The sequence below is a fragment of the Conexibacter sp. W3-3-2 genome (assembly GCF_009707605.1).
Taxonomy (GTDB): domain Bacteria; phylum Actinomycetota; class Thermoleophilia; order Solirubrobacterales; family Solirubrobacteraceae; genus Paraconexibacter; species Paraconexibacter algicola.
In genome coordinates this window covers 4,561,618-4,581,593 of the sequence record NZ_WLYW01000001.1, presented here as the reverse complement: position 1 = coordinate 4,581,593, position 19,976 = coordinate 4,561,618, and the positions used below count along the sequence as shown (strand labels likewise).

General features: G+C 72.7%; 17 protein-coding genes. 3 read left to right on the top strand and 14 right to left on the bottom strand.

From position 1 onward, the window contains the following. The first annotated feature begins 3 nt into the window (after positions 1-3). Positions 4-702 carry a sterol desaturase family protein gene (locus tag GKE82_RS21925; RefSeq protein WP_154734763.1) on the top strand — a complete coding sequence of 233 codons (699 nt, stop codon included), beginning with the start codon at positions 4-6 and terminating at the stop codon, positions 700-702. Here the strand turns inward: GKE82_RS21925 and GKE82_RS21920 are convergent. Next, complete coding sequence (locus tag GKE82_RS21920; protein WP_154734762.1) at positions 654-1,814, bottom strand: hypothetical protein; 1,161 nt, start codon at positions 1,812-1,814, stop codon at positions 654-656. The genes GKE82_RS21925 and GKE82_RS21920 overlap by 49 nt on opposite strands. 16 nt (positions 1,815-1,830) lie before the next feature. Here GKE82_RS21920 and GKE82_RS21915 point away from each other — a divergent pair, with 16 nt between their 5' ends. Then, positions 1,831-3,102 carry an aminotransferase class I/II-fold pyridoxal phosphate-dependent enzyme gene (locus GKE82_RS21915; RefSeq protein ID WP_107570278.1) on the top strand — a complete coding sequence of 424 codons (1,272 nt, stop codon included), beginning with the start codon at positions 1,831-1,833 and terminating at the stop codon, positions 3,100-3,102. 354 nt (positions 3,103-3,456) lie between these two features. Further along, a complete protein-coding gene (locus GKE82_RS21910) occupies positions 3,457-3,834 on the top strand; it encodes a hypothetical protein (RefSeq protein ID WP_154734761.1) in 378 nt (125 codons plus the stop codon). A gap of 24 nt (positions 3,835-3,858) precedes the next feature. On the opposite strand, the gene GKE82_RS21905 is transcribed toward GKE82_RS21910, so the two are convergent. The 13 genes from GKE82_RS21905 to GKE82_RS21845 form a co-directional block, all read right to left on the bottom strand. Then, positions 3,859-4,296 carry a VOC family protein gene (locus GKE82_RS21905; RefSeq protein WP_154734760.1) on the bottom strand — a complete coding sequence of 146 codons (438 nt, stop codon included), beginning with the start codon at positions 4,294-4,296 and terminating at the stop codon, positions 3,859-3,861. 37 nt (positions 4,297-4,333) lie between these two features. Then, positions 4,334-4,657 carry a hypothetical protein gene (locus tag GKE82_RS21900; RefSeq protein ID WP_154734759.1) on the bottom strand — a complete coding sequence of 108 codons (324 nt, stop codon included), beginning with the start codon at positions 4,655-4,657 and terminating at the stop codon, positions 4,334-4,336. After that, the gene (locus GKE82_RS21895; protein ID WP_154734758.1) at positions 4,654-5,370 is read right to left on the bottom strand and encodes a hypothetical protein; all 717 of its coding nucleotides are present in this window, start codon (positions 5,368-5,370) and stop codon (positions 4,654-4,656) included. The genes GKE82_RS21900 and GKE82_RS21895 overlap by 4 nt, the downstream gene beginning before the upstream one ends. A 46-nt stretch (positions 5,371-5,416) precedes the next feature. Beyond that, positions 5,417-6,070 (bottom strand): hypothetical protein, encoded by a 654-nt coding sequence (locus GKE82_RS21890; protein ID WP_107570283.1) that lies wholly within the window; start codon positions 6,068-6,070, stop codon positions 5,417-5,419. After that, positions 6,067-6,930 (bottom strand): TlpA disulfide reductase family protein, encoded by an 864-nt coding sequence (locus tag GKE82_RS21885; protein WP_154734757.1) that lies wholly within the window; start codon positions 6,928-6,930, stop codon positions 6,067-6,069. The genes GKE82_RS21890 and GKE82_RS21885 overlap by 4 nt, the downstream gene beginning before the upstream one ends. Next, positions 6,927-9,647: an RND family transporter gene (locus tag GKE82_RS21880; protein ID WP_154734756.1), complete on the bottom strand. Its 2,721-nt coding sequence runs from the start codon at positions 9,645-9,647 to the stop codon at positions 6,927-6,929. Before GKE82_RS21880 ends, GKE82_RS21885 begins: the two co-directional genes overlap by 4 nt. 77 nt (positions 9,648-9,724) lie before the next feature. Next, a complete protein-coding gene (locus tag GKE82_RS21875; protein ID WP_154734755.1) occupies positions 9,725-11,266 on the bottom strand; it encodes an MlaD family protein in 1,542 nt (513 codons plus the stop codon). Then, positions 11,267-12,721 (bottom strand): MlaD family protein, encoded by a 1,455-nt coding sequence (locus GKE82_RS21870; RefSeq protein WP_154734754.1) that lies wholly within the window; start codon positions 12,719-12,721, stop codon positions 11,267-11,269. It lies immediately after the preceding gene. Between the two features lie 4 nt (positions 12,722-12,725). Continuing rightward, positions 12,726-14,348: an MlaD family protein gene (locus GKE82_RS21865; protein ID WP_154734753.1), complete on the bottom strand. Its 1,623-nt coding sequence runs from the start codon at positions 14,346-14,348 to the stop codon at positions 12,726-12,728. A 1-nt stretch (position 14,349) separates the two neighbouring features. Continuing rightward, on the bottom strand, positions 14,350-15,765 hold the full coding sequence (locus GKE82_RS21860; RefSeq protein WP_107570289.1) for an MlaD family protein: 1,416 nt from the start codon (positions 15,763-15,765) through the stop codon (positions 14,350-14,352). After that, the gene (locus tag GKE82_RS21855) at positions 15,765-17,345 is read right to left on the bottom strand and encodes an MlaD family protein (RefSeq protein ID WP_196189374.1); all 1,581 of its coding nucleotides are present in this window, start codon (positions 17,343-17,345) and stop codon (positions 15,765-15,767) included. The genes GKE82_RS21860 and GKE82_RS21855 overlap by 1 nt, the downstream gene beginning before the upstream one ends. Then, positions 17,342-18,673, bottom strand: coding sequence for an MlaD family protein (locus tag GKE82_RS21850; RefSeq protein WP_154734751.1), 1,332 nt, complete (start codon positions 18,671-18,673; stop codon positions 17,342-17,344). Before GKE82_RS21850 ends, GKE82_RS21855 begins: the two co-directional genes overlap by 4 nt. A gap of 221 nt (positions 18,674-18,894) precedes the next feature. After that, positions 18,895-19,971, bottom strand: coding sequence for an ABC transporter ATP-binding protein (locus GKE82_RS21845; protein WP_107570292.1), 1,077 nt, complete (start codon positions 19,969-19,971; stop codon positions 18,895-18,897). Between the last annotated feature and the right edge of the window lie 5 nt (positions 19,972-19,976).

The following is a 19,976-nucleotide window of genomic DNA, read 5'->3' as shown; positions in this document are numbered from 1 at the left end:
TCGATGCCTGAGCCGGAGCGGACATCGGTCACGTACGCCACCAGGGCCGAGGAGCTTCGCGCCTCGCCGCCCATGTTCCGCTCGCCGCTGCTCGACAAGGTCACGCGGGTGCACCCGGCGGTCGTGCCCACCCTCTTCGTCCCGATCATCGGGGCGTTCCTGTACTTCGCGGTCGACCGCGGCCTCGGCTCGCCGCTCGGGCTCGTGCTGTGGGTGGCGATCGGCTACGTCGCCTGGACGCTCACCGAGTACTGGCTGCACCGGATCGTCTTTCACTTCGAGCCCGAGAAGGGCATCGGGGCGCGGCTGCACTGGATGATCCACGGGGTCCACCACGATCACCCCAACGACCCGATGCGGCTGGTCATGCCGCCGTCGGCGAGCCTCCCGCTCGGGGCGCTGTTCGTCGGGCTCTACCACCTGCTGCTGCCCGCGGGCCAGGCCAACGCGCTGTGCGCCGGCTTCTTCGCCGGCTACCTCGCGTACGACATGACGCACTACCTGCTGCACCACCGGGTGCCGCGGTCGCGGCTCGGGCGGCGCCTGCGCGAGCATCACATGCGCCACCACTTCCAGGACGACACCGTCGCGTTCGGGATCAGCGCCCCCTGGTGGGACACCGTGTTCGGCACCGCGCCCGCGTCGCGTCGCGCTCAGGCGTCCTCGCCGGTCGCCGAGCCGGCGCCCCAGACGCGCTCGTAGACCCGGTAGCGCTTGACGATCGTCCCGCCCATGGCCTCCATGGCGCGGTTCATCGCCTTGTTCGTCTCGAGGATCCAGCCCATCTCGCCGCCCTTCTGCGGCCGCACCTCGGCCATGTCGAAGTGCTCGACGTACATCTTCGCGGCGACGCCGGTGTGCTGGAACTCGGGCTTGACGCCGAGGAAGCCGACGCGCACGCGGTCGATCCGCCGGCCCTTGGTGAGGAACTTCCACCAGCCCAGCGGCAGCAGGCGGCCGTTCATCTGCCGCAGCACCTGGTTGACGTCCGGGACGGTGATGGCGACGCCGACGGTCTCGCCCTCGGCGGTCTCGGTGACCATGAACCAGTGCTTGTCGAAGACGAGCTGGAGCTCCTGCGCGTACTGGTCGAGGTCCTTGTCGTCGTAGGGCGAGAAGCCCCAGTTGCGCGACCAGGCGCTGTTGTAGACCTCCTTGAAGCGGTCCACGTCCTTGCGCAGCGAGCGGCGCGACATCTTGCGCAGGCGGATCCCGTGCTTGGTCTCGACCTGGTCGGCGAGCTCGAACAGGATCGGCATCATCTTCGAGCGGTCGGAGACCTCGAGGTTCCACATCCAGAGGTCCATCGCCTTGTCGAGGCCCGCGGCCTCCTCGCAGCGCGCGAAGACGTAGGGCGGGTGCCACGGCTGCTTGATCATCGGGTCGAGGTCGTAGCCCTCGTACAGCACCCCGGACTCGTCGTTCATCGTGAAGTCGGCGGGCCCGACCATGCGGTCGCAGCCCTTGCCGCGCAGCCACGCCTCGGCGGCGTCCAGCAGCGCCGGCAGGACCTCCGGGTCGTCCTCGATCTCGAGGAAGCCGAACCAGCCCCAGGACGTGTCGTGGTAGCGGTTGTAGGCGTGGTCGACGTGGGCGCTGAGGCGCCCGACGACGCGGTCGCCGCGCACGGCGAGCAGGTACTCGGCGTCCCCGTGCTTGAAGAAGGCGTTGAGCCGGCGGCTCAGGAACAGCCGCCGCTCCAGCCGCAGCGGGGGCACCCAGCGCGGCGAAGTAGCATGGAGGCGGTACGGGAGCTCGACGAACTCCCGCAGGTCCCGACGCGAGCGGACGGGACGGATCTCGACGGTGCTCATCGAAAGAGGACCCTATATGTCGCACACCGCCATCGACGTCTTCGCCAAGGTCCGGGGTCACGAGCGTGAGGCGCAGCTGCGCGCCGCCCGCGACGCCGACCTGCTCCCCTACTTCCGCACGCTCGACGGCCCGGCGCGGCCGGTCGTGCGGATGGAGGGCGCGGAGCGGATCATGCTCGGCTCCAACAACTACCTGGGCCTGACCGAGGACGCCCGCGTCCTGCAGGGCGCCCGGGACGCGCTGGAGCAGTACGGGACGGGTCTGACGGGCTCACGGCTGCTGAACGGCACGATCCCGCTGCACACGCAGCTCGAGGAGGAGATCGCCGACTGGATGGGCACGGAGGACGCGATCGTCTTCACGACCGGCCACCAGGCGAACGTCGGCACGCTGGGGACGCTGCTGGCCCCGGGCGACACCGTCGTGGCGGACTCCGGCGACCACGCGTCGATCCTCGACGGCTGCCTGCTGTCGAAGGCGAAGCTCCGGCCGTTCCGCCACAACCGGCTGGACAAGCTCGAGCGGACGCTCGAGAAGGCCGCGGGCGACGGCGGCGGCGTGCTGGTCGTCGTCGACGGCGTGTTCTCGATGGAGGGCGACATCGCCCAGGTGCCGGCGATCTGCGACCTCTGCGAGCGCTTCGGCGCACGGCTGATGGTCGACGAGGCGCACGGCGCCGGGGTGCTCGGGCCGACCGGGGCCGGGACGGCCGAGCTGTTCGGGGTCGCCGACCGGGTCGACCTGCGGATGGGCACGTTCTCGAAGTCGCTGGCGTCGTGCGGTGGCTTCATCGCGGGCTCGCGCGAGGTCGTCGACTACCTGCGCGTGTCCTCGCGCGCGTTCCTCTTCACGGCCGCCGCGGTGCCGGCCGCGGTCGGGGCGGCGCTCGCCGCGCTGCGGGTCCTGCGCTCCCCCGACGGGCCGCCGCTGCTGGCCGCGGTACTCGACAACGCCCGCTACCTGCGTGACGGGCTGCAGGAGCGTGGCTTCGCGGTCGTGCAGCCCCAGCCGCTCGGGGACGGCCGTGACGTCGTCACGCCGATCGTTCCCGTGCTGGTCGGGGACGACTGGAAGGCCGTGCTGCTGTGGAAGGCCCTGTACGACGCGGGCGTGTTCGTCAACACGGCGCTGCACCCGGCGGTGCCGCCCGGTGGGGCGCTGCTGCGCACGAGCGTCATGGCCTCCCACGACCGCGCGACGCTGGACCGCGCGCTCGACGCGTTCTCGTCGGTGAAGGCCGCGTTCGAGGCCGAGCACGGGCCGCTGCCGACGTCGTTCCACGGCTGAACCGCGCCGTTCATCTGACCCTCGACCCGAGGTCGAGGGCGGTCAGGACCGGTCGGTTCGGACGGGCGTACCAACCGGATCACGGGGCGTCACAGGGCGGTCACGAAAAAGGCGCTCTGAGCGGATGTTGTCGAGGTTCACACGTTGACCAGGCCCGGCGACCTGACGTAGTTTCGAGGGGCGTTGCCGACGCGTCGACGGGGCGGGCACCGCGCAGAGGCCGGGTCTCGTGGGACGACCTGCCGCCGCTACCTGCGCGATCCGCCGAGGGACCCGACGTCGCCGGTGCACGCGGACGCCCAACACGAGGATTTCCCGTCGTGCCACCCCGACGGGAGGGAGGACATCTCACCCATGCAGCATCCGACGACCCCTGGGCCGCAGCATCTGCGCGCCCTCGCCAAGGCCAACGAGGTCCGCCTCGCCCGGGCCGAGCTCAAGCGCCGCGTCCTCGCGGGCGAGCTCCGTGCCGCCGAGGTGATCCTCGAGTGCTCGTGGGAGGCGGAGTCGATGACGGTCGCCGACCTCCTGATGGCCCAGAAGCGCTGGGGTCGCACGCGCTGCCGCACGTTCCTGCAGCGCGTCCCGCTCTCGGAGACGAAGACGGTCGGCTCGATGACCGAGCGTCAGCGCCGCGCGGTCGCCGCCATGCTCGACGGCTCCGCCCCCACGTCCGGCACGCCGGACCGCAGCGGGCGCTTCGACCGCTCCCGCGAGGCCGCGCTGGTCTAGTCCGCCCGGGGGCGCGCCGCGGCCTCAGGCCGCGGCGATCTCCAGCAGGTGCCCGTCGGGGTCGCGGAAGTACACCGACCGCAGCCCGGAGCGCTCGAGCACGTCGCTGCAGGGCACCCCGGCCCCGACGAGGTACTCGCGCCACGCGTCGAGCTCCTCGCGCGAGGACACGTGGAAGGCGAGGTGGTGCGTGCTGCCGCGCCCGACGCGCCCCTCGTCCATCTGCGGGTACTCCAGGAACGTCACGAGCGTCCCCGGGCTCCCGCCCGCGTCACCGAACCAGACGTGCTGCGCGCCCGGGTCGTCGTCGTTGTCGCCCTCGCGGACGACCCCGAGGCCGAGCAGGTCCCGGTAGAACGCGCGCGTGCGCTGCAGGTCCGCGCAGATCATCGTGACGTGGTGGATGCCGCGCAGCTGCATGCGGCGCGGCGCGGGAGCGGCGCCGGTGAACGGGTCGGTCATGGGTCTCCTGCCGGGTCTCGGGTGGGGATCGCGGAGGTCACGCGCGGAACGTGAGCCCGCCGGCCTGCCGCGCGAAGGCGGTGCGCAGGACCTGGAACGCGCCGGCGCCGACGAGCGCGGCGACGACGAGCAGCGCCTCGCCCGGGAGCGAGGTGAAGTAGAGCGGCAGGGCCACCAGCACGCCCGCGAGCGCGGCGAGCAGGGAGCTGTGCGAGCGGTAGCCCGCGAAGTGCTCGCGGATCGCGAGCTCGACCGCGGCGACGGACACGAGGCCGATGCCGACGAACAGCGCCGGCGGGGTCTGCGTGAAGAAGCCGTAGAGGACGCCGATGAGGCCGAGGAAGATGAGCGTCTCGGTCACCGGCAGCGGGTGCCAGAGCGCGTCGGGCGCCTCCGTCGGCCGGGCCTTGCGCGACACCGGACGGCCGCGCTCGGGCGTGCCGGGCGCCACCGTCGGTGCGGCGGGCCGGGGGGCGCCGGGCGCCGCTCGCTTGCGTGACCGCTTCCCCATCGCCGTCGGATGCTAGACGAGCGTCCGGCCGGGCGACGCGGCGCGCAGCGGGGTAACGGGCACCCGCTGGAGAGCTTGACGTGCCACCAGCCCGCGAGCATGCCGATGAGACCGAGCCGCGGACGGACCTGCCAGACCCCACACCCGGACTCGCCGAGGTCGCGGTTGGGCAGGCGCGCGAACTTGTAGCGCTTGGGGTCGCGCAGCATGCGCTCGAGGAGGTCGCGGTTGCGCTCCTCCTCCTCCCCACGCTCGTGGACGACGCGGCGCGCCTCGCGGAGCTTCTCGGCGAGGTCGTCGCGGAGGGCCTCGAGCTCGGCGATGCCGAGCAGCTGCGGTCCGCGGTGGACGGCCGGGACGCGGACGTCGACCGCGGTGCGCGGGAACGCGGCGATCAGCGCGTCGCCGAGCTCGCGCTCGAGCCGCTTGACCTGCGCCCGCAGCGTGCGACGGGCCGCGTGGTCGTCGCCACCGCCGTGACCGGGCGAGCCCTCACCGGGACCGGCCGGCGGACGGCCGGGCGCGTGACGCGGGATCTGCTCGATGTCCTCGATGACGACCACGGTACGGTGCTCCTCCGCGGACGAGCCTAGCAGCGTGTGCCGACTGTCACGACCGGTTGGTCATCGCGTTGGCGCACGCCCACAACGACTCCTCGACGTGGATCGAGGGCACCCCCGCGACCTGCACCGTGAACAGGCGCAGGACAGCGGTCTCCGGGGTCGGCGCGCGGTCGTGCGCCAGGTCGCCGAACAGCACCGCGACGGGCGCGTCGGCGTCCGCGACGACGAGCCGGCCGGCCGGCAGGTCGGTCCCCAGGTCGCCGCCGCCCAGGCGCTCCCCGTCGCGCGCCGGACGGATCCCCAGCGGCCCGTCGAGGCGGTCCGCGTCGAGCGCCCAGACCGGCACGCCGGTCTCGACGAGCGCGAGCAGCATCGCGTCGTGCGCCCACGAGCGCGACTCGAAGCCGCCGAGCATCAGCCGCTCCATCGCGGCCGCCTCGATCGGCGTCCGGGTGGTGTCGGGGTCCAGGCCGATGTGGCGGAAGAACACCCGGTAGGCGTGCGGGATCGGCTGGCGGCGCATCGTGATCGCCGCCGCCCCGTTGAAGCGCGAGCTGAGGGTGCGCAGCTGGCCGCGCAGCGCGGGCGGGCTCTTGCGCGGCGGGGCGAGCACCTCCATCGTGAAGACGCCCAGCTCGGGGAACTCCGCCAGCAGCTCGGCGTCGACCCATCCCTCGCGGCTGAGCTCCTCGTGCGTCACGGCGTCGCCCCGGACGCTCCGGTGGTCCCGGTGGGCGCCTCGCCGAAGCGGGCGCCGCCGCGCTCCAGGGCGGTCACGTACCCCTCGAGGTCACGCTCGCGCAGCGTCCCCAGGGAGGTGTCGAAGGTCCGGCCGCCGCGGCGCAGGTAGGCGATCTGCGGGCACACGGCCACACCGTAGAGGTTCGCGAGCACCCCGTCGCGGTCGTAGGCGATCGGGAACGTCCAGCCGCGGCGGCGGATCAGGTCGCGCAGGTCCCCGCGGTCGCCGCGGATCGACACGCCCACGAACGCGACGCGGGGATGGCGGCGGCTGACCGCCTCGACGGCGTCGAGCTGGTCGACGCAGTCCCCGCCACGGGTCGCGAAGAACGCGAGGACGACCGGGCGGCGCTCGGTCAGGGCACACAGCGTCACGACGTCGGGGCGGCGGATCGAGCAGGCCGGCACGTCGCCCGCGTCGCCCTGGTCGGCCTTCGTCGCGACGTTCACGTCGCCGTCGAGGTCGCCGAGCGCGAGCGGCGCCGCGAAGGTCGGGGCCTCGCTCTCGCGTTCCAGTCCGCGCGAGGACACGCCGTCGCTGCCGATCGAGTTCAGGGTCACCAGGCCGAGCAGCAGCACGAGCACGACCCCGACGAACCAGCCGTAGCGGCCGCGGCCGCCCGGCAGCGACGGGCGTCGCTCGCGCCGGCCGGGCCGGGGCAGGTCGGGGTCGGACGCGTCACCGGCGGCGAGCCGCTCGGCGGCGGTCGGCCGGTCGGGGTCCCGGTCCCGGGCCGGCGGCGGCACCGACGGGCGCGCCGGCTCCTCGTCGGCCGGGCCGAAGCCCAGCGGCCCGTCGTCGCGTCCGTCCTCGCTCACGTGCCCTCCCCCGGGGTCGCCGTCGCCACCTGCTGCTTGCGGCGCAGCAGCGGGATCCGCGGCCGGCCGGTCGACGCGGCGCCGGCCCGCGTGCCGCGGCGCAGCCGAGCGGGGACGAGCTCGCCGCGCTCGGCCAGCAGCAGGACCGCGGGCAGCACGAGCAGCACGCCCAGCAGCGAGACGGTCAGGTCGATCACGGTGACGGCGCCGAAGTCGCGCAGCATCCGGATGTCCGACAGCACGAGGACCGCGAACCCGGCGATGGCGGTGATGCCGCTGGCGCGGACCGCGGCGCCCGTCGAGGCGTAGGTCCGTCGCAGCGCCTCCTCGGGCGGGTGTCCCGCGAGGCGCTCCTGGCGGTAGCGCTCGGACAGCAGGACGCTGAACTCGGTCGAGATCGCGATCACGAGCGCGCCGAGCGTCACCGACATCGGGTTCAGCGGGATCCGCGTCAGGAACAGGATCAGGGCCGACCAGCCGGTCGCGAAGGCGATCGGGACGAGCGGGACCAGCGCCCGGCGGCGGTCGCGGAACGCGGCGAGCAGCACGAGCGCCACCGCGACGAGCCCGGCGATCAGCGTGCCGGCGCGGCGCCACGGCGAGGCGACGGCCGCGTTGGCCTCCGCGGCGAGGACCGGCAGTCCGGCGAGCTCGGCGCGGACCCCGGCGGGCGGGTCGAGCGTGTCGCGCATGACGTCGATGACCTCCTGCTGGCGCTCCAGCGACATCAGCCGGATCCCGAACGCGAGGCTCGCGGTGCGCTTGTCGGCGGTGATGACGCCCTGCGAGAAGTAGGGCGGCACGGCGTCGAGCAGCGCCTCGATCTGGGCGCGACTGCGGTTCGCGGTCCCGGAGCGGAAGAGGTCGGGCAGCGAGAACGCCGGACACAGCTCGGCCTTGCCGCAGCCCCGCTTGGCGCTGTAGCCGAACCGCTTCAGCAGCGTGTCCTGGTAGCTCGTCATCCAGCGCACGACCGCCGGGTCGGTCAGGCGGTCGCTGGTGATGACAACGTCGATCTCCCCGCCCACGCCGGTGGACTCCTGCAGGGCCTGCAGGTCGGTGATCGCGGGCAGGTCGCGCGGCACGAGCTTCTGGATGTCGGACTCGACCTCGGCGCCCGTGTCGATCGCCCACCCGGCGACCGCGACGGCGAGCGCGACCGCCACGACGCGTCCGGGCCGGGCGGTGGCCAGGGCGAGGCCCCGGCGACCGGTCCGGGCGGCCCGCGCCCGCAGCGCCCGGCCGCCGCGCCGCACGCCCCGGCCGACCGGGTTGTCGACGACGAGCTCCCCGGCGCCGCGCAGCGCGGCGCCGAGCGGGCCGCCGTCGGGCAGCCGGCGCCCGTCGGTCCCGGCGAGCACCGCGGTGCCCAGGACGAGGGCCGCGAGCAGCGCGAGCGCGATGCCGAGCACGAGCAGGATGCCGAAGCCCCGCACCATCGGCACGGGGCTGAGCACGAGGACGAGGAAGCCGGCGGCGGTCGCGACCGCGGCGGTGACCACGGTCGGGGCGCCCGCGGCGGCGACGCGGTCGATCGCGCGATCGAGGTCGCCCCCGGCGGCCCGGCGCTCCTCCTCCAGGCGCGCGTGCAGCTGGATCGCGTAGTCGACCGCGAGCCCGATGAGGATCGGCAGCACCGCGATCGAGGCCATCGTCAGGCTCGCCCCCACGAGCGAGAGGACCCCGAAGGTCACGGCGGTCGCCGCGAGCGCCACGACGAGCGGCAGCAGCCGCAGGCGGGCGCGGAAGACGAGCGCGAGCGTGAGGGCCATCACCGCGAGCGCGCCGACGATCAGCCAGATGATCGAGTCGGTGATCGCGTCGGTGAGGTCGGCCACGACGACCGGGGCGCCGGTCACCACGTAGGTGCCCTTGCCGTTCTCCAGCCGCCAGTCGGGCATCGCGACCGCGGCGCGGATGTCGGCGATCGCCCGCTGCTTGTCGCCCTCGGAGAGCCCGGGGTTGAGCCGCACGGTGATCAGCGCCGTGGTGCAGCTCGGCAGGATGTAGGCGAAGCGGGCCTTCGGGCAGCCGACGGGCCGGCTGTCGTCGAAGATGATGTTCGAGACGAAGTCCGGGTTGTTCAGCTGCGGCAGCGACGTGACGCCGTACTTCGTGGCGAGCAGCAGGAGGTTGCGGGTGAACTCGGCGTTCACGAGCTCGCGGGCCTGCTCGCCGAGGCGTCGCGCCTCCGCGGTGCTCTTGCCCTGCGAGCGCGCGAGCCGTCGCGCGGCCTCGGCCGCGCTCGCCCCCCGCTCGGCGGCCCGCTGCTGCTCGCGCCCGAACTCCTCGGCGATCTGCGTCACGGCCGTGTTGAGGAACGTGCCGGGCCCGAAGACGACCTTCGTCGGCTTCGTCCGCGCCAGCCGTGCGCACGGCCCGTTCTCGCCCCCGCGCGGCACGACGCCCGCGGGCCGGTTGCCCGACAGGCAGCCCTCGAGGCCAAGGACCCGCTGCAGGTCGGCGGTGAGCGCCAGGTACTTCAGGTCCTCGCGGACGACGACGAACACGGCGTCGTCGCCGAACCGCTCGTAGAACCGCTGGGTCGCCTCGTAGCTGTCGGAGCTCTTGCCGACGAGCGTCTCGGTCGCCGCGGTGGGCCGCAGCTGCAGCGCGAGCACGGTGCCGGCCGCGACGAGCACGGCGACGAGGATCGAGGCGGCCAGCGGGCGACGCGCCGCGCCGCGCATCAGCGCGGTCAGCCCTCGCACGACCATCAGCCCGACGTCTCCCTCACGGCCCCGTCACCGTACCGACGCGACGGGACGTGGGCGCCGCCCCTCGACGGCACGGGCTACTTCGTGGTGGCGCGCGACGCGCCCGCGGTGGCCGACGTCGACGCCCCGATCTGCGGGAAGTCGGTGGTCTTGCCGCCGATCGTGAACTGGCCCTGCTTCGTGCAGGGTGGCGCGACGACGTCGGCGATCGCGCCGCCGAAGACGAACTTCACGATGTTCGCGCGCAGCGCGGGCGGCACGAGACCGGAGAGCGTGTCCCCGAGCCCGCCGAGCGTCGGCACGAGACCGTTGCGGCAGTGGCGGTCCTCGAAGACCTTCAGGCCGTCCTTGATGTCGTTGAACGCGCCAGGGAGCGGGTACGGGTTGGACCGGTTGGTGCTGAGCCGGCGCGGATAGACGGCGAGCACCTCCGGGTTCAGCGGGTTCGTCGTGCGGAGGTAGTGGACCTTCGTGGTGACGTCGCCGCCGGGCGGGATGTTCGACGCCTGCGTCGCGGCGACCGTGTTGGCGAAGAACGCGCCGACCTCGTTGCGGTACATGCCGAGGAAGTCGAGGATCGGGTTCAGCTGCCGCGTCACCGGGTCGGACTCGCCCAGGAACGGCTTGAGGTCGTCGAGGAACCGCTCGGTGGCGGGCAGGCCGCGACGCGACGCCGTGATCAGCGGGTCGAGGTCGCGGAACAGCGCCTTGAGGTCCGGGGCGAGCGCCGACAGGTCGATCAGCGTCGGGCTGAGCTGCCGGGCGGCGGGCCGCAGCTGGTCGATCAGCGGGTCGGTGTCGTCGGCGAAGGTCGTCAGGCGGCGGACCGTCCGCGTCGCCTCGCGCTGGAAGGTCGGCAGGATCCGGAACGTGTCGGCGAGCTCCGCGTCGCGACGCGCGGTGGTCTCGAAGACGCGGTTGCCGTTGGTGATCAGGCCGGCGAGCTGGCCGCGGCGCTCGCTCAGCGCGTCGAACACCTCGCCGCCGTTGCGCACGAGGCGCCGGACGGTCGCGGACTGCGAGTTCAGGATCCGCAGCAGCTCGTTGGTGTCCTGCGAGAACGGCGCGAGGTTGCCGAGCGCGTCGGAGATGTCCCGGCCCCGCCCGTCGCTGGCGACGGCGAGCGTCTGGATCCAGTTCTGGAACGCGGTCCGCGTCCTGGGGTCGAACGCGCGGAAGATCTCGTCGAGCTCGACGGTCGGCGAGACCTGACCGGCGGGCAGCCGCCCGCCCTCGGGGACCGTGCCCGCCCCGCGGGTGCCCGGGGTCAGCTCGACGTAGGTCTCGCCCAGCAGCGTCTTCTGGCGCAGGATCGCCTTCGTGTCGCGCTTCAGCGGCGCGTAGCGGGGCTCGAGCTCGATGACCGTGTCGGAGCGGCCGGTCGACTTGTTCGGCGTGATCTCCTTGACCTTGCCGACGGAGACGCCCGAGATCCGGACGTCCGCCTCGACGGCCAGCTGCGTCGCCTCGCCGAACGAGGTCGTGAAGCGGTAGCCCTGCGGCTTCAGCGGCGTCGGGCCGCCGAACGCGACCCAGAGGAACAGCAGCAGGCCGAAGCAGGACAGCGCGAAGCCGACCATGACGAGGAGCCGCCCGACCGTGGGTGCCTGCTTGACCATCTAGCGCCCCTCCCCCGCGGTGGCGGTCCCACGGGAGGCGGCGACCGGCTCGGTCGTCAGCTCCTGCGTCGGCGTCTGCGGCACGACCGCGTCGGCGCCGCGCGCCCGGGTGGTCGTCGTCCCGGTGCCGGCCTGACTGGTCGTCGGGCAGACGTCGCTGGTCAGCGGCACGCCGGCGAGGTCGACGAGCGTGCCGAGCTGCGGGTTGACCGGCTTGAGCGAGTCGAGCGTCGCCAGCGTCGAGCAGGACAGCTGCAGCAGGCCGCGGCGGATCGGGCCGTGCGCGTCCTGGGTGCCGAACACCGTGCCGGCGGCGTGGTTGGCCCACGCGGTCCAGAACAGGTAGCCCTCCTCGGCGTCCCCGGGCGGGTTGTAGGCGAGCGTGTTGAGCAGGTAGTTGACCGTGGTGAGCGCGCTGGAGAGCTTCGGCGTCACGACCGCGAGGTCGCGGGCGGTGGGCCGCAGGACCCGCACGACCGGCCGCACGTCACGCGCGAACGGGCGCAGCTGGTCGCGGATGACCGGGGTCGTGGTGCGCAGGAACGGGCGGGTCTGGCGCAGCGCCGGACCGAGGTTGCGGGCGGCGGGCCGCAGCGCGCCGAGCGTCGGCCCGAGCTGGCGGGCGAGCCGGTCGGCCTTGTCGAGGGCGGTGCGGGTCTCGCCGAGCGTGTCGGGCAGCAGCTGCAGCGTCTCGCGCAGGCGGGCGTCCTGGCGGGCGAACGCGGTGAAGACGGCGTTGGAGCTCGAGACGAGGTCGCCGAGCTGCTCGTCCTTCTCGCCGAGCGCCTCGCTGACGAGCCGGAAGTTGTGGACGACGCGGCGGATGTTCTCGCGGCGCTTGGCGAGCTCGGTGGCGATCCGGTCGGTGTCGCGCGCGGTCGGCTCGAAGCGGCGGATCGTCGAGGACAGGCGCTCGCCGTTGCCGCGCAGGCCCTCCCCCGCCCCGCCGAGCAGCAGCTGCAGGTAGGACCGCGTGTCGCCGTCCAGCGACGCGAGGATCTCGTCGGCGTTGATGTTCGGCAGCGTGCTGCGGACGTCGATCGGCTCGTCGCGCGGCAGCTCCCCGGCGGCCTTCGTGCCGGGCGACAGCTCGACGATCATGTCGTTGAGCCCGGTCTTCGGCCGCACGAGCGCGCTGGCGTCCTTGTAGAGCGGCGCGTACCGGCGGCGGATCTTCAGCGTGACGATCGCGCGGCCGTCCTTCAGCTGCACGTCGGAGAGCTCGCCGACCGGGACGCCCGCGATGTTCACGGTCTGGCCCTGGCCGGGGGTGATCGACTGCGCGGTCTGGATCTCGGCCTTGTAGTCGACGAAGTCGCTGCCGAGGACCGGCACCCACTTGGGGAGGTAGAAGCGCTGGTTGGAGAGGATGTAGCCGCCGACGACGCTCGCGATGAGCGCGAGGCCGGCGATCGCCCCGATCCAGCGGAGGTTCTTGCTGATCGCGCGCCTCACGACGTCACTTCCCCACCGTGGCGCCGCGGAACGGGTTCAGGCGCTCGGCGAGCGCCCCGGCGACGGAGTCACCGGTCGACGGCGCGGCGTCGCGCTTGCGGGACTGCGCGGCGCGCAGCTGCTCCCCGATCGCCGACCGGGCGGCGCCGGCCGAGACGCCGCCCTCGGCGCCGCCGACCTTCGCGCCGTTGAGGTCGGGGATCTTCTGCTCGAAGCAGGGGGCCGTGGAGTTGTACGGCGGCCGCTTGCCCGGGAACGCGGGCCGGGTGCCCAGCGGCTTGGACGCGGCGTTGGCGAACAGCACGTCGCCGGCGGCGCCGCCGACCTTGCCGGTCGACACGGTCTGGCTGCCGCCACCGGTCTGGAAGCGGACGTAGCCGCCGTTGCCGTCGAAGTTCTGGCCCTCGCCGGCGAGCCCGACCATCGCGTACCAGAACTCCTTGTAGTTCTCGCGGTCGGTGGACAGCGTGCCGTCCTGGATCTTGATGTCCCCGGTCGGCAGGATCACGCGGGTCGCGCACTTGGCGACGAGGTCGGCCTGCGGGAACAGGGTCAGCGAGGTGTCGACGACCTTCGACAGCGCCGCGGTCGTCGGGCGCAGGTCACGGGCGAGGCCCTGCAGCTCGGCGGGCCCGAGCAGCCGTCGCGTCTGGGCGATCCACGGGAACGAGGCGGTGATCGTGCCGGGGGTGGCGCGGACGCCGGGCAGGATCTCGCGGGCGAACGCGCGCGTGTTCGGGAACGCGGCGTTGAGGCTCGCGAAGGCGCGGTTGGCGCTCGCGAGCGTCGGCGCGAGCGTGCGGACCGTGGCCCGCAGGTTCGTCTGCTCGGCGGCCAGCGCGCCCATCGTCGTGTTGAAGCTCGTGACGAGCCCCTTGAGGTCGTCCTCGCGGGAGGCGAGCGCGGTGGTGACGCGCCCGAGCCCGGCGATGAGCTTGGAGAGGTCGCGCGGCTCGGTCCCGAGGGTCGCCTCGTTGACGATCGCGAGGTTCTTCAGCGCGCGACCGCCGCGGTCGTAGGTGTCGTTGAACGCCTCGGCGGCGGTCTCGCCGCGCACGTCGGGGTCCTGGTCGGCGTCGTCCTCGGCGGTCGGCTCGTACGTGAGTGCGGTCCCGAAGCCGTCGAGCGCCGCCTTGAGGTCCTCGCGCGTGTCCGACTGCAGGGCCGTGAGGACCTCGTCGAGCTGCACCGGGGTCGCGGTCTGCGTGATCGGCAGCGTGTCCCCGTCCCCGACCGTCGGGGTGCCGGGGGTGCCGGGCTGCAGGTCGAGGAAGAAGTTGCCCTCGAGGAAGATGCGCGGCCGGATCTTGGCGGTGGCGTCCTTGTGGACGGGCAGGCCCTTGTCCTTCAGCTCGAACGTGACGACGGCGGCGTCGGTGCCGTCCTGGCGCTGGACGTCGACGACCTTGCCGACGTTGACGCCCGCGATGCGCACCGGCGAGTTCTTGCGGATCGAGTTCGCGGACTCGAACACCGCCTTCATCCGGAAGTCCGAGGTGAACGGCAGGTCCTTCGCGAAGCCCATGTACGTGCCGACGCCGACGAGCAGCAGCACGAGCGCCCCGACCACGAAGGCGGACGGTCCGGAGGTGCCGCGACGGCGACCGGAGGATGCGCGACGGGCCACGTCAGTTGTCCTTCTGAATGGTCGTCTTCTCGGTCGACGTGCCCTGGTTGCCGGGCACGTTGCCGATGACCTGGCGGCCGGCGGCGTAGCGCTCGTTCCCGGCCTCGCACTCGAGCGTCTGGCCGGGCGAGGCCGTGTTCGGGTACGGATTGGTGTGCAGGTAGTTGTCGCGTAGCGGGCCGTTGGCGGGACCGCTGGAGGGCGCGCCCTCGGCGTTGGGTCCCTGCGGCGTCGCGATGATGATGAACCGCTGGCCGGTGCCGTTGTTGTCGCCGACGCTCAGGAGGCTCGCGACGTTGCGGAACCACAGCGTCACGTAGTTGCAGACCGTCTGGACGGGCGTGAGGTGCGCGATCGTCGGGTTGGCGATCTTCGCGAGGTTCGTGAGGTCGGCGACGCCGAGCTTGACCGCGGGGTCGGCGGCGAACTCCTGCAGGGCGGTGAAGGTCGGCTTCAGGCGGCGGTTGAGGTCCAGCGAGCGGCGCAGGACCGGGGTGCCGATCTGCAGCGCGTCGGCGAGGTCGGGCGCGGCCCCGGACAGCGCGCGGATGCCGGGACGCAGCTCGCGCGCGAAGCTCGCGGTGTTCGCCAGGAACGGGCGCTGGCGCGGGAACCCCTGGATGCCGGCGTCGAGCGCGGCGGGCCCGCCGGAGATCGTGTCCTGGATGAACGGGCGGGCGACGCCGGCGAGCGCGACGAACGTCGTGTCGAGGTTCGCGAACAGCGCGGCCTGCGTCTGCGCGACGGGGGCGACCTCCGCGGAGGTGCGGCCGAGCACGCGGACGAAGCGGCCCAGGCGCGTGCGGCGGTCGGCGAGGTTGTCCATCACCGGCGCGAGGTTGCGCAGCAGCGGCTGCAGCTCCTGCAGCGCGATGTTCAGGTCGCCGCCGCGGCCGGCGAACGCGGTGCCGAACTCCTCGATGTTCGTCCGCGACGCCTTGCGGGTCGGCAGGTCGAAGGTGTTGATGACGTCGTCGAACTCGACGGGCGTGGGGGTCGCCTGCGAGAACGGGACGGTCGCGCCGTCGGCGAAGCCGCGCTTGGAGGTGCCGCGCGTGATCTCGACGTACTTCAGGCCCAGCGCGGAGCGCGGGCGCACGAGGATCGTCGAGTCGACGGGCAGCGGCTTGACGGTCGTCTCGAGCTTCAGGTCGAGCTCGGCGATGACGGACCCGTCGGGCCGCCGGACCGGGGTGATGTCCTGCACGACGCCGACGCGCGCGCCGCCGAGGCGGACCTCGTTGCCGGGCACGAGGTTCGCGGCCGAGGGCACGAGCGTCTTGACCGAGTAGCTCGGCACGAACGGCAGGCCGCTGTTGGCGTTGTACGCGAGGAAGACGGCGACGATGACGATCAGGGTCGTCGCGGCGCCGATGAGCACCGGGTTGGCGGCGAGGGACGGGCTGCGACGCTGCATCAGCCCCCCCCGCCGAGCAGGTAGTCGAGGAGGCCCTCGGTCGCGGGGGACGCGCTGCCCGGCGTCGCGGACGGGGCGGGCGCGGGCGCCGCCTTCTGCGGCGTGGCCTCGCCGGTCGAGGGCAGGAACGCGGGCAGCTGCAGCGGTGCCTCGCCCTTCGCGGGGCGGGCGGGCAGCGGGGCGAGCGCGGGCCTGGCCTCGTCGCGCTGGCGCGCGGTCGTGGTGGCGGCGCGCACGTCCTCGGGGCTCATGCCGCGCAGCACCGCGTCGGTCTTGGCCAGCAGCGGCGAGCGGCCGTCGTCGATCGCGTCGAGGGCGCTCTGGGCGGAGCGCGTCGTGACGCTGCGCGACGCGGTGCCGGTGAAGTTCGCGCTGCACGCCGGGTCGTTGGTGACCGCGTACGTGGAGCAGAGGTTCACGACGAGCTGTGCGCGCAGGTAGTGCCCGAACTGGTCGAACCCGTTGATCGCGGCCACCTGGTAGAAGAGGTAGTCCATCAGCCGCTCGACGCCGCCGGTCTCCTTGAAGCTCGTCAGGAGCGCGTCGAGGTTCGTCGACAGCGGCTTCGCCTGGATGCCGAACTGGCGTAGGTCGTCGATGATCGGCTTGCTCTTGAGCAGCGCGTCGCGGCCGACCACGGTCGTGTCGCCCAGCGACGTCAGCGACGTCGTGGCCGAGCGGGTGAACGGCCCGAGCTGGGACACGAAGCGGTTGACGTCGGGCGCGACCCGGCCGAGGTCCGACAGCACCGGGGTGAACTGGTCGCCGAGCTCGCCGAGCCGGGCCATCGTCGGCCGCAGCTCACGCAGGAAGGCGGGGAGCCGCTGGAGGTTGCGCTCGAGGTCGACGCGCCGCTCGGCGGTCGCCTGCGCGGTCGTGTTCGCCTGCTGGACGAAGTCGGCGACGCGGCCGCGCTCGCGCGCCAGCGGCCGCATGACGGTGTCGGAGTCGCGGGCGAGGTCGGCGAGGACGCGGTTCTGCGACGCGAGGATCTTCAGGACCTTGTCGGTCGCCTTCAGGCCCGGGTCGGCGTCGCGGATGATCGCGTTGAGGTCCTGGCCGCGGCCCGCGAGGCCGGCGCCGAGCTCGTTGAGGATCAGCGAGAGCCGCTGGCGGTACGGCAGCCGCAGCGTGTTGTTGACGAGGTCGAGGTCGACCGGGCTGGCCTGCAGGCCGGGAAGGCGGTACTCGCCCTCCCCCTCGCCGGAGGTGATCCGCTGCAGCTTCGGGGACGGGGCGGCGCCCTGCGCCTTGGGCTGCGTCGGGGTGCACTCGACGAACTTCTCGCCGATCAGCGACTGCGGCCGGATCGTGCAGGTGGCGTCGGTGCGGAAGTCCTGGAAGCCGGGCTCCTCGATCTTCAGCGTGACGGCCGCGGTCTGCCGGTCGGTGACGTCGAGCGCCTCGATCGAGCCGACGCGCACGCCGGCGATCTTGACGTCCTCGCCGGGGATGACGGAGAAGGCGTTGCGGAACTCCGCGCGCACGAGGTACGCGTCGCCGTCGCCGGCGCCGCTGCCGAAGACGGCGAACGCGGCGGCGAGGACGCCGAGGGCGAGGATGGCGGCGAGGCGCTTCACGGGCCGGGGAGGGTCAGGGACGGGTCGCAGTCGAGCTTCCCGTCGGTGTCACGCCAGTTGTTGGACCCGTCGGGACGGGTCTGGCTCGCGGCGCCCGGGCAGCGGCGCACGACCCCGTTCTGGAACCCGTCGAGCGGGGCGGCGCTCTGCAGCGGGTTGAGGACGTTGTCGGTGAGCGAGTAGAGGTTCGCGATCGGCGAGATGCGCGCGTAGTGGCCGTTGGCGTCGTAGTTGGAGGCGCCCTGGCCGAAGTCGCGGATCCAGCCCGCGAGGTCGGCGGTGTAGGGACGGATGAACTGCAGGACCGGCGTGGTCTTGCGGAACGCCTCGATGCCGTTGGCGAGCGCGGGCCTGGCGACGCGCTCCAGGCGCGGGGCCTTGCGGACGAGCTCGATGAGGTCGTTCCCGGTCCCGGGCTTGCGGATCAGGGTGCGCAGGTCCTTGATCGTCGGGCGGGCGTCGGCGACGAGCGGCCGCAGCTCGCGCAGGAAGCGGGCGAGCTCCTTCGTGGCGGGCTTGCTCTCGGCGACGAGCGTGTCGAGGTCGGTGATCGTCGAGCGGAGGTTCACGAACGTCGTGTTCGCGCGGCGCAGCGTGTCGGGGAGCACGCCGAGCGACGTGTCCAGCGCGACGCGCTCGTCCCCGATGGCGGCGGCGGTCTGGTTCGTGTTGGCGATCAGCGAGGCGAGCTGCGGGCGGCGCTCGGCCAGCGCGGTGACGACCTTCGAGCTCGAGACGAGGAAGTCGGTGAAGACCTTCTGGTCGCGCGTCAGCTCGTTGACGAGCCGTGCGGTGGTCGAGATCGCGGGGTTGAAGTACTTCGCGCCCTCGTTGGCCTGTCGCCCCTTGCCGTTGTACTGGACCGAGGATCCGCGGATGACCTCCTGCAGCGAGCGGCGCGCCTTGGGGTCGAGCGTGTTGAAGAGCTGGTCGAGGTCGACGATCGTCGTCGAGCTCTCCGCGGACAGGGTCGTGCCCTCGGGGATCTCCGGGTTGGAGTTCGCGCCCGGGGAGATCGCGATGTAGCGGTTGGCGATGCCCGACAGCGAGGTGGCGCGGATGACGGCGGTCGACCCGACGTGCAGCGGCGCGTAGGCGTTCTCGAGCTCGATCCGCACCTCGGCCTGGTTGTCCCCGGTGAGTGTGATCTCGCGGATCGAGCCGACGCGGCGGCCGCCGATCTGGACGTCGTCGTCCTTCACCAGCTGGCCGGCGTTCTCGAACCGCAGGGTGTAGCTCGTGACGTCGTCGCCACGCGTGAGGACGACCGCGACGACCGCGAGCGTGACGACGAGCAGGCCGACGATCCCGGCGCGGGCAGCGGTCATCGCGCGGTCCTGCGGGGATCGGCGAACGGGGGAACGACAAGGGGTGTGCGGCGCTGGTGCAGAGGTGCCCTCGAAGTGGGACTGGGGCGAGCGGGGCGGGCATCATGCCCGAACGACTGTTGATCTTGCGTGAAGGTCGTCTGCGGCTTCTCGGGCCGGTGACCGGCCGGCCCGATGGATCCGCGGTGGGTGCCGCGGACCCTGGACGGATGGACGATCCGTCAGTCCATGGTGAGCGGGCCCATCGACTCGCCCGCGAGGAACTGCCGGATGAACGGGTTGTCGCTGTTGAGCATGTCCTGCGCCGGACCCGCCTCCACGATCTTCCCCCGCCACAACACCGAGATGTACTCCGCCACCCGACGGCAGGTCATGATGTCGTGACTGATGATCGCGAACGCCGGCATGTGCTTACGCCCATCCGCCCGCGCCTCGTTCATCACCGTCTCGTGGATCTCCTGGATCAGCTCACCCAGAAGCGCCGTACGCACCGGATCCAGACCCGAGTCCGGCTCGTCGAACAACACGATGTCCGGATCCAGCACCAGCGCCCGCGCAAACCCCGCACGCTTGCGCATGCCACCCGACAGCTCGTTGGGGAACTTGTCCTTCGCCGCCCCGAGACCGACCTCCTCCATGCGCTGATTGACGATCTGCGCGATCTCGTCCTCGGACTTCTCCGTGTGCTGCCGCAGCGGGAACGCCACGTTGTCGAAGATGTTCATCGACCCGAACAACGCGCCGTCCTGGAACAGCACCCCGAACTTCTTGCGCATCTCGAACAGATCGTCGTCGGGCATGTTCGGCACCGACTCCCCGTGCACCAGCACATCACCCTCGTCCGGGTACAGCAACCCGACCATGTGCTTGATGCACACCGACTTCCCCGTCCCCGACGGCCCCAGGATCATCGAGATCTTCCCCTCCGGAAGACCCATGTTCAGACCCCGCAGGATCTTGTTGCGCCCAAACGCCTTGTGCACATCGATGAACTCCACCGCATCCGGCGTCCCCGCCGGGGTCGCGAGGCCGGTGTGCCACTTGTACTCGTCGTCGTCGAGACGGCCGGCCGGGGGCTCGGGCTCGCTGACGACCTTGACCGGGGCGGGCTCCGGCGCCGCGGCGGCGGCCGGGGCGGGCGCCGGGACGTCGATCGGCGGGACCTCGACCGGCGGCGCGGGCGGGGTCACGGCCGTGGGCTCGTCGACGCGCGGAGCGTCGTCGCTGAGCCAGTCGTCGGCCGGCGGCTTGGGGGTGTCGTCTCCGGAGCCTCCGCCCCGTCGAGGAATGCGCGGCATGGGGG